The organism is Rothia sp. HMSC076D04 (assembly GCF_001814645.1).
GTDB classification, from domain to species: Bacteria; Actinomycetota; Actinomycetes; order Actinomycetales; family Micrococcaceae; genus Rothia; species Rothia mucilaginosa.
Map to the genome: position 1 here is coordinate 126,838 of NZ_KV817369.1, position 10,422 is coordinate 137,259.

Annotated in this window: 7 protein-coding genes; 5 read left to right on the forward strand and 2 right to left on the reverse strand. The window is 61.1% G+C overall.

Going from position 1 to position 10,422, the window contains the following annotated elements:
• Positions 1–271: 271 nt before the first annotated feature.
• The 4 genes from metG to HMPREF2980_RS05025 all read left to right on the forward strand — a co-directional run bounded on the left by metG (position 272) and on the right by HMPREF2980_RS05025 (position 6,215).
• A complete protein-coding gene (gene metG, locus HMPREF2980_RS05010) occupies positions 272–1,816 on the forward strand; it encodes a methionine--tRNA ligase (protein ID WP_070642680.1) in 1,545 nt (514 codons plus the stop codon).
• 380 nt (positions 1,817–2,196) lie between these two features.
• Positions 2,197–2,964, forward strand: coding sequence for an ABC transporter ATP-binding protein (locus tag HMPREF2980_RS05015; protein WP_049356607.1), 768 nt, complete (start codon positions 2,197–2,199; stop codon positions 2,962–2,964).
• 3 nt (positions 2,965–2,967) lie between these two features.
• On the forward strand, positions 2,968–5,721 hold the full coding sequence (locus HMPREF2980_RS05020; RefSeq protein WP_070690476.1) for an ABC transporter permease: 2,754 nt from the start codon (positions 2,968–2,970) through the stop codon (positions 5,719–5,721).
• A 176-nt stretch (positions 5,722–5,897) separates the two neighbouring features.
• Positions 5,898–6,215 (forward strand): nucleotidyltransferase family protein, encoded by a 318-nt coding sequence (locus HMPREF2980_RS05025; RefSeq protein ID WP_005505534.1) that lies wholly within the window; start codon positions 5,898–5,900, stop codon positions 6,213–6,215.
• 173 nt (positions 6,216–6,388) lie between these two features.
• On the opposite strand, the gene HMPREF2980_RS05030 is transcribed toward HMPREF2980_RS05025, so the two are convergent.
• Both HMPREF2980_RS05030 and HMPREF2980_RS05035 read right to left on the reverse strand, forming a co-directional pair.
• Positions 6,389–7,264, reverse strand: a complete 876-nt coding sequence (locus tag HMPREF2980_RS05030) for a response regulator (RefSeq protein ID WP_070690480.1) — start codon at positions 7,262–7,264, stop codon at positions 6,389–6,391.
• Between the two features lie 41 nt (positions 7,265–7,305).
• Positions 7,306–8,706, reverse strand: coding sequence for a histidine kinase (locus HMPREF2980_RS05035; RefSeq protein ID WP_193388447.1), 1,401 nt, complete (start codon positions 8,704–8,706; stop codon positions 7,306–7,308).
• Positions 8,707–9,293: 587 nt separating this feature from the next.
• Here HMPREF2980_RS05035 and HMPREF2980_RS05040 point away from each other — a divergent pair.
• Positions 9,294–10,422, forward strand: a 1,129-nt coding sequence (locus tag HMPREF2980_RS05040; protein ID WP_070690484.1) for a hypothetical protein, incomplete at its 3' end; no start/stop codon positions are given.

A 10,422-nucleotide genomic window follows, 5' to 3' on the forward strand; every position in this document is an offset into this window, starting at 1 on the left:
GGGCGGGTGCCCCTGTAGGAGCGAGGAGGGTGCCGAACCTCGAGCTAATCCCGCCGGGTGGTTCGTGGTTTGGGCGTGCGCCCCGTGCCTAGCGAACTGGTGCGGGGGAGGGCTGTCGCCTTTTAGTGTGTTGCTTGGTGATTTGGCGTTTTGCATGTGGCGCGGAGGAAACATGCGGCGTGGCAGCCTCCACCCACAAGCAATAAGCCACCGCGTATCAGAGTGTAACCCCGGTGAGAGCCTAGCCTAAGACTGCGGTAAACTGAAAGTTATGACTGCAACTCCGTTCTACATCACCACCGCCATCTCCTACCCCAATGGCAACCCGCACATCGGCCACGCCTACGAAACCATCGCAGCCGACGTGCTAGCCCGCTTCAAGCGCCTCGACGGCTTCGACGTGCGCTTCATGACCGGCACCGACGAGCACGGCCAGAAGATGCAGACCACCGCCGAGAAGCTCGGTAAGACCGCTAAGGAACTCGCCGACGAGAACTCCGCACGCTTCAAAGCAATGAACGACGCGCTGAACATCAGCTACGACCGCTTCATCCGCACCACCGACCCCGACCACTATGTCGCATCCCAGGCCATCTGGAAGCGCATGGAAGAAAACGGCGACATCTACCTCGACAAGTACGCCGGCTGGTACTCCGTACGCGACGAAGCCTACTACGCAGAAGACGAAACTGAAGTCCGCGACGGCCAGCGCTACGCCATCACCACCGGCACCGAAGTCGAATGGACCGAAGAAGAATCCTACTTCTTCCGCCTCTCCAAGTACGGCGACAAGCTCCTCGAACTCTACGCCAACGAAGGCTACGTCTACCCCGAATCCCGCCGCAACGAACTGATCTCCTTCGTCAAGGGCGGCCTCAATGACCTGTCCATCTCCCGCACCACCTTCGACTGGGGCGTACCCGTACCCGGCAACGACAAGCACGTCATGTACGTGTGGGTCGACGCCCTCACCAACTACCTCACCGGCCTCGGCTACCCCGACACCGACAACGAGCTGTTCACCAAGTACTGGCCCGCCGACCTGCACCTCATCGGCAAGGACATCACCCGATTCCACTCCATCTACTGGCCCGCATTCCTGTGGTCCGCCGGAGTCGAACTGCCCAAGCGCGTCTTCGGCCACGGCTTCCTGCTCGTCAACGGCGAGAAGATGTCCAAGTCCGTCGGTAACGTCGTCGACCCCGCAAACCTTGTCAACGCGTTCGGCCTGGACGCGGTCCGCTTCTTCCTCATGCGTGAAGTGTCCTTCGGTCAGGACGGCTCCTACTCCGAAGAGTCCATCATCAACCGCATCAACTCCGACCTGGCAAACAACCTCGGCAACCTTGCCCAGCGTTCCCTGTCCATGGTCGCCAAGAACTGCGGCGATGCCGTCCCCACCCACGGCGAATTCACCGAAGCTGACCGCCAGATCCTCGACCAGGCGGCAGCCCTCTACGAGCCCGTCCGTGCAGACTTCGACGAGCAGGCATTCCACCGCGCTTTGGAACGCATCTGGACCGTCCTCGCAGACACCAACGCCTACTTCGCAGAACAGGAACCCTGGACCCTGCGCAAGAACGGCGAACTCGACCGCATGAACACCGTACTGTACGTAACCCTTGAGGTCGTACGCCAGGTAGCCCTGCTGCTGCAGCCCGTCATGCCCGACTCGACCGCCAAGCTGCTGACCCTGCTCGGCGTACCCGAAGGTGACGCACGCCAGTTCGCAGCCCTCGGCACCGCACTCGTGCCCGGCACCGAACTGCCCGCACCCGCACCGGTGTTCCCCCGCTACGAAGCACCCAAGGCATAACAGCTGCCTGAGTATCAGCGGACAGAGCCTGAGACAGCGCCGTAACTGATAGCGCTGTAACGGATAGTCTATGAAAGCCCCCGGCTTCCCCACCCAGATTGGGGGAGGAACCGGGGGCTTTTCGCATACATATATAGGTGTAGGCGCGAGGCGGAGAAGCAGGGTAAGGATGCAGGGTGAGAACGCCGGGTGAGCCGCCACTCATCCTTAAGGATGAGGCCCGCGCCCTGCCCAGCCCGCCTCAGGCTCATTTCAGCCCATGGAATGAGCGAGGAACTCCCGCATCCGCAGGTCAGGACCCGGTGAACACCCGCCAAAATCAACCTGGAGGATGAGAAAAACCCTGTAGTCAGCGCCATGCTGCGTGAAATAATTGAACTATGACTACGACAACTACTCACGCACAGACGGCACAGCCCGCCGTCTCCGCACGAAACCTTTCCAAAACCTACGGCATGGGTGAAGCAACCGTCCACGCCCTCAACAACGTCTCCGTCGACTTTGAGCAGGGCAAGTTCACCGCCATTATGGGCCCCTCCGGCTCGGGCAAGTCCACGCTGATGCAGACCATCGCAACCCTGGACACCCCCGACCCGAACCCGGCAACCTCCATCCGTATTGGCGGTACCGAGCTCTTCGGCCTGAAGGACAACGCCCTCACCGAATTCCGCCGCGAACACATCGGCTTCATCTTCCAGGCGTTCAACTTGGTGCCCACCCTCACCGCGGGCCAGAACATTGACCTGCCGCTGGGCCTCGCCGGTAAGAAGCCGGACCCGCAGTGGCGCGACTACCTGGTCAAGACCCTCGGCCTGGAAACCCGCCTCGACCACCGCCCCGAACAGCTCTCCGGCGGTCAGCAGCAGCGCGTCGCCATCGTGCGCGCCCTGCTCGCACGCCCCGAAGTGGTCTTCGCCGACGAACCGACCGGTAACCTCGACTCCAACTCCGGCGCCGAGGTGCTGCGCCTGCTGCGTGCCGCCGCAACCGACCACGCACAGACCATCCTCATGGTCACCCACGACGCAAACGCCGCCTCCTACGCAGACCGCGTGGTCTTCATCAAGGACGGCATGGTCGCCGGCGAAATGATCGAACCCACCTACGACGCCGTCCTCGGCGCAATGGCACAGCTGGAAGGTCGATAAGCCGTGGCAACCACACTGAACACGGTGGCGCGCTCCAATCTGCGCGCCTCCAAAGGAAAATACATCCTCACGGGCATAGGCATCGCGATCTCATCCTTCTTCATCGCCGCCATTATGATGCTCACCAACTCGTTGCAGGCGACCGTCAACTCCTCCGTTGGTGACGTGCTCTCCCGCGCCGAGGCGGTCGTCGCCTCCGCCGCTACAACCAGCGACGGTAAAGACAGCACCTCTATCTACCTGACCCGTGACCAGATTCAGAAAGTAGAAAAGAGCGACCTGCTCTCCGGCTACTGGGTTCAGTATGCCGTCACGGGTTCGATCGGTACCGGCGATCAGAAAACCCCCGTGCAGTACAACCAGCTGCCCGCCGACTCGAGCCTCTTCCCGTACAAGGTGCAGGGTAAAATCCCCAGTAGCGACCACGAAATCATGGTCTCTACCTACTTCGCGAAGAAGCACAACCTCTCGCTGAACGGCAAGGTCACCAGCACCGACGTTGTAGAATCCGTCAGCGCTCCCGGTACTGACAAGACCGCCGAATACACCGTCGTCGGTCTGTTCGACCCCGGTTTTGAAGGCTCCACCACCAACCAGGCTGTCTTCATTGGCGGCACCAGCCTCGGCGAAGCCACCCTGAAAGCAGCCGAGACAGAAAACAAGAGCTCCGCGGCAGGATACCGGGGCATGGCTGGCGCGAACCTCATCTACCTCAAGTTCAAGGACGGCGTAACCGACGCCAAACTCAAGAGCCTGCAGGATACCCTCAGCAGCGGCGACACCAAGAACGACCCGCGCGTTATGACCGGTCAGAAGCTGCTGGAAGACTACCAGAAGAGTATCTCCACGGTCTTCACCTCCATTAGCGTGGTCCTGGGTGCCTTCGCGGCACTGGCTCTGCTGGTTTCCTCCTTCGTCATCTCCAACACCTTCGCGGTGCTGGTCGGCCAGCGCATCCGTGAGCTGGCTCTGCTGCGCACCCTCGGCGCCCGCGGCGGCTCCCTTGTACGGATGCTACTCATCGAATCCATTACCGTGGGCGTGGTGTTCTCCCTCATCGGTGCGCTGCTGACCTACCCGGTTGGCGCGCTGGTTGGCGCAAACCTCACCACCATCATGATTTCGTACTCAATCACCCCGGTGATTATCAGTACCCTGATCTGCACCATCGTGACGGTTCTGGCGTCGCTCTCCCCGGCACGAAGCGCCCTGCGCATCTCGCCCATCAGCGCGATGAGCGAGCACACCAACCTTGAGGTGCGCAAGCCCGGCAAGGTCGGCCCGATCCTGGGTCTGGTCTTCGGTGCCGCAGGTATCGGCCTGGCTATGCTGGCTCAGAACCAGGGTTCCGGTGAGGGTGCCGGCAATAAGGCCATCCTCCTCATGATGGGGGCCGCGCTGCTGCTCGGTATCGCGGTCTTTCTCCTCACCCCGCTGGTACTGCCCCCGCTGGTACGTGCCCTCGGTAAGGTCACCCGCACCCAGACCGGCAAGCTGGCGCTCGCCAACGCGCTGCGTTCGCCCAAGCGCACCGTCTCCACCGGCCGCGCCGTGCTGGTGGGTACCCTGGTCGTGTCGACTGTGCTGACCGGTTACTCGGTGCTGAGCGCCTCGCTGACCAAGGCCCTGGATCAGCAGTACCCGATTTCTGCGCAGGCAAAGTACAGCTCGTATGACCAGTCCGAGGCTGCCTCCACCGTGACCAAGGCGGAGGAAATCGCCTCCAAGGTCAAGGGTATTAAGAACGTTCAGGCGTCCGCCGTCGGTTACGCAGCCGGTGTGGTTGACTACACCGTCGAGTACGAAGGCCAGACCGCCAACCAGAATTCCGACCTGGTGGCGTTGAGCTCCTCCGACCTGAAGGCAATCCTGCCGGGCGAAAACTTGAACCTTGCCGATGACACCGTGCTCGTGCCGCAGGGCCTCTGGAAGTCCGCTGGATTGAATGAGTCCAGTCGTCTGAAGGCACACGGCCCGCTCGGCGAAGTGGAACTCAAACCCGTCAAGTCCGCAACCAAGCAGAACCTGCTGATCGTCAACCCTGCCACCGCCGCCAAGCTGCAGGACGCCAAGAACCCGCAGAAGGTTGCCAACCCCGCCGCTGAGGAAGCTCAGAAGCGCATGGAAGAAGCAATCGCCAGCGGTGACCAGGAAGCTCAGACGAAGGCAGCACGTCTGACCGTCACCAGCCAGGCAACCGGTAACGACACCGTCGTTCTGGTGCGCGCCGCCTCCCCGCTGACCAGTAGCGAGAACGCGACCCTGCAGGCTGACCTGAACCGAGCCAGCCCGGACAGCTCCTTCACCGGTGGCTTGCAGGAACGTCAGACCTACGACCAGTTGCTGACCGTTATGCTGACCTTCACCCTGGTGATGCTCATGCTCGCAGTGGTCATCTCGATTATTGGTGTGGCGAACACGATGACCCTGTCGGTCAACGAACGCCGCCGCGAGAACGCGATGCTCCGCTCGCTGGGTCTGTCCCGCAAGCAGCTGCGCCGTATGATTTCCATTGAGGCGATTCTGATTACGCTCGCCGCAGTGGTGCTCGGTATGGTTTCCGGTGCGGTGATTGGTAGCCTCTCGGCGCAGATTATTATGTCTTCCATGAGTGCTTCCGCCCCGCTCGTGCTTGACCTGCCGTACGTCTGGTACGTAGTCATCCTCATGGTGGGTGTGCTCGCCGCGATGCTCGCTTCGGCTCTGCCTGCGGCTCGTTCGGCTCGCATGTCCCCGGTTGAGGGTATGCGCGGCTAACCCGGCATAGTCACAGTACCCGGCGAACCCGGATACTCGGCGTGAGAAAGCCCCGGAGGGTGCCCCCGATCAGGAGGCGCCCGCCGGGGCTTCACTGTGTCCTCTAGTTTGGCGTGCTTGTACTCTCAGATTCTTGGAGCTGACCTGTAGCATGGCTTTGCGCGTATGATGGGTGTATGAGTACTAGCCACCCCAATCTGCGTCGCGGGTACACGCTACCCCATGAAGCGGAGGTTCTTCAGATCCTCCGTGACGCTGGTGTGCGCCGTGCCCGACTCTTCGGCAGCGCCGCCCGCGGTGAGCTGACCGAAACCAGCGACCTGGATTTTTTGGTGCAGATGCCGGGGGTAGCCCCTTTTGACGAGTTCATGCAGATGGTCGATGCTCAGCACCGCATTGAACAGCTGACCGGCCGTAGCGTTGATATGGTCACCCGGTTGCGCCCCCGCATCTATGCGGAGGCAGAACCAGACATGGTGGAGTTGCCGCTATAAGAAGTTGCCTGAGCTGATGAGCGACTTTGAACAAATCATCGACGAGATACAAGAAACTACTTAACTAAAGAGCCCCGGAGGGTGCCTCGATCAGGAGGCGCCCGCCGGGACTTCACTGTGTCCTCTAGTCTGTTGTGCTCTCTATTTCTGCTGTGCCCTTATATAAGGGAGCGCTAGTGGGCGATACCCGCCTCATACGCCATAATGACCGCCTGCACACGATCACGCGCCCCCAACTTCGCCAACACATGCGACACATGCGTCTTCACCGTCGCCTCCGAAAGCACCAACTCCCGCGTAATCTCCGCATTCGACAAGCCGCGCGCAATCAAACCCAGCACCTCAAACTCACGCGGCGACAACTGCTCAATCAACTCACGATGCGGATAATCCTGCACAGTCTCAAAGCTTGCATGCTCAGCCGGAATAAACGTCGCCTTAGGAAGCTCAGAACCAGCAGCCGGGGGAATAGCAGGAACAGACTCGGCGGCAGGAGCGGCAGGAACGGCAGGAGCGGTAGGAACAACAGGAGCGGGGGAGTCCAGCACCGGAATCATGTGCTCCAGTAGGCGGCGAGTTGCAGACGGCGCAATCACCGCATCGCCGCGGTGCACCGTACGAATCGCCTCCAGCAGCTGCTCCGGCGGGGTGTCCTTCAACAAGAAACCGCTCGCACCCGCACGCACCGCCGAATACACGTACTCATCAATATCGAAGGTCGTGAGCATAATAATGCGCACCCGTTCATCCTCGGAAACTTCACGCTCGCCGTCACGCTCCAGAATACGGCGCGCCGCCTCCAGGCCGTCGCAGTGAGGCATGCGCACATCCATGAGGATGACCTGCGGCGCCTGCCCCTCAGACACCATGCGGTCAAAAACGTCAATTGCCGCCAGGCCGTCATCAGCTTCCATGACGACCTGCAGGTCTGGCTGGGAGTTGACGAGCATGCTCAAGCCGCCGCGCACTAGGCGCTGGTCGTCAACGAGCATCACGCGGATCGGCTGGGTGGTCTGTGGCGCAGAAGTCTGTGGTGCAGAAGAGTACATAGTTTCAATCCTAGATCACGAGGTAGTAGAGGGCACGGGTATTAGAGGTCGCGGTAGGGCAGCGCCGCCTCAACGAGCCAGCCGCCGTCAGGCTGCAGACCGTAGGTGAGGGTGCCGTGGTAGAGGGCGATGCGCTCGCTCATGCCGCGCAGACCGTTGCCGCTACCGGGCACAGGGCGGGCAATGTGCTGAGCCACGGCAGAGGAAACCGGGTCGTTCTGAACCCGCAACTGCAGACCGTCCTCACCCCAGTGAATGGTGACGGTGGTTGCCGCGCCGGGGGAGTGCTTGAGTGCGTTGGTGAGCGCCTCCTGCACGGTGCGGTACGCCGCCAGCTCGGCACCCTGCGGCAGGGTGCGCGCCATGGTGCCGGTGATTCCGGTGAAGGTGACGGGTAGCCCGGCGCGGCGGCTCTGCTCCACGAGTGCGGGTACATCGCTGAGGGCGGGCACGGGTGCGTAGGTGGTTGCCTCGTCTGTGCGCAGTAGCCCGAGTAGGGAACGCATCTGGGTGAGGGAGTCGCGTGCCGTGTCTGCGATGAGCTCGAGGGTCTGCTCGGCAATATCCGGTTCGCTCTGCTGAGCCTGACCCGGTTGCTCTGCCTGCTGGGCGCGTGCGGTGCGGGCGCTCGCGGCGGCGTAGCGTGCCCCATCCGCCTGGGAAATAATGCTGGAGAGCGAGTGCGCCACAATATCGTGCATTTCGCGGGCGATGCGTGTGCGTTCGTCCTGCGCGGCGAGGCGGCGTTCCTGTTCCTGCTCGTATTCGAGGCGGCGGGCGCGTTCTTCGAACTCTTCGCTGCGCAGTTCGCGCATGCGGCGGGAGTCGCCGAGGAACCAGAAGACGGTGAAGATGGATCCGCAGAGCACGCCGAGCATCAGGGAGATGAAGATGCGGGCGGGTATGTCGTCCCAGTGGTAGAGGAATGAGAGTGAGGCCTGCACGGTGACGGCGAGTGCGCCGACCCAGCCGAGAATGAGGCCGCGGAAGCGGGCGCGGCGGGTCCAGTGCCTGCCGATATGGTAGGCGGCGAGGGTGACCGGCGGGTAGCAGGTGACTGCGAGTGAGTCGGGGAAGGGAGACAGGAGGGTGAGGCAGAGCGCCGCGATGACCACGTAGATGCTGCCGTAGGGGAAGCGGTAGCGGAAGTAGAGCGCGGTGGTGCTGCAGAGCGCGGAGATGAGCGGGATCCAGCCGTAGCCATTGATGAAGGCAACGGAGAGTACGCAGCAGAAGAACTGCATGTGCGCGACGACGATAATGTTCATCCAGCCGCGGTTGTCTCTGAGGTAGCTTTGCACGCGGCTGGAGGCGGTGATTGCATCGGCGGGCAGGTCGATGCTTTCTGAGATGCCGCGGGTATGCGTTACGGCGTAGCCTGATCCGGCCGTCTCTGTGCTGTGCTGTGGGTTCTTCTGGGGTTCGGTGTGCTTGAGGGGCATGTTTCCAGTGTATCGGGGTGGTGGGGCGGGGCTGGGAGCCTCTTTCTACTCTCACATGCAGGGATATTTTGTGGGTTTGCGTGTGGGGTTGTGTGCTTGAGTGAGTATGACACGCCGAAAACACCTATTTTTAGTGACCTTGGTTACTTTTTCGAAAAATATTCCCTCAACTAAAACTTGAGAGTTTGGGGTTGTATGGGGTTCGAATTCGAGTTTAAGAGACTTGAAACTCCCTTAAGTAACCTATTTTGGTTGAAAAACCTTCAACCAAGGCGGAGAGTTTAAGGGAAACCCCCTCATCAAACCATTTTTGGAACCATTGCGGTACAGGTCTTTGATGGGTATAGTTTTGGCTGTACCGAAATTCTGCGTCCAGGAGGCAAGGCCTCGCAGAGTGAACACCAAGCGCTCTGAAACGCGAAAGTCCCTATGCAGGGGACCGGTTACAGCATTATGTCGTTATCACCAGAGGTTAGGCGCAAGCCTACTTCACTCACTCGAATCTCATCAGGTGACGTTCTTCGCCGTGCACGACGGCGGGTGATAACTTTTATTCCTCAAAATGACATCACTCTCGAAGGACATACATGTCTACTAACATTTCTCGCCGCAAGGTTGTCGCTGGCGCAGCATGGGCTGCTCCGGTTGTCGCAGCATCTGCTGCAGTTCCCGCTTTTGCTTCCTCCACCGAATGTGAGTGGGAGTCCACCGCAGCTTACACCGCTGAAGGTAACGCTTCGGGTGCTAAGGGCACCCAGTCCTTCGTCGTTCCCCCGCTGGTCGACAAGATCAAGTTCGAGGTTGTCGGTGGCGCTGGTGGTACCAACTACGACGATATCGCAGCAGGCTCCGGTGCTAAGATCACCGGTATCATCGAGGTCAAGCCCGGCCAGACCGTTCAGCTCATCGGCGCAGCCGGTGGTATCGGTAAGGGCCCCCTGTCCCCCGCAGAGGGTGGCGAGGGCTACGGTAACGGCGGTTCCTCCAACCTGCCCACCCCCATCCCCGCAAGCGTCATGCAGCGCGTCAACGCTATTTGGCCGAAGGACTCCAGCCTGAAGCGCATCATCTACTCCGCATCCGGTGGTGGCTCCTCCGCTCTGGTTATCAACGGTACCCCCGTTGCAGTTGCAGGTGGCGGCGGTGGCGCTGGCTTCGTGAACTCCGGTGGCGCTAACAACAACGAGCAGTACGCTGCGGCTGGCGCAGTTGACGCAGGTCGCCTGTGGCCCTCCGGCGCAAAGCGCAACGTGTACCCCGTTATCGGTTCCACCGGTGGTTCCGCTGATGGTGCAGAAGGTTCCGCAGGTAAGCAGGGTGCACTGACCTACGCTGCTGACACCTCCGTCACCACCACTGTTAACGCAGGTGAGGGTGGCTCCGCAGGTATCGGTGGTAACGGTGGTTCCAAGACCGACCTGCCCTCCGGCAAGTCCCCCAACGGCGTTCTGGGCTACTCCTCCGCTAACAACCAGGAAATCTACGCTTCCTCCAAGTCCGGTAACCAGGGTGGCGACGGCTTCAAGGGTAACGGTGGCGACGGCGTTGGCTCCTACTCCTACCTGATCGACAACAACGATCGCACCAAGAAGGAAGAGGGCACCAAGAACGGTAAGGGCTACGCTCTCGAGTACGAATCCATCGGCTTCAACTTCAACGGCTACGAGTCCGTCATCTCCGCAGGTGGTGGCGCAGGCTACGGTGGCGGTGGCTCCG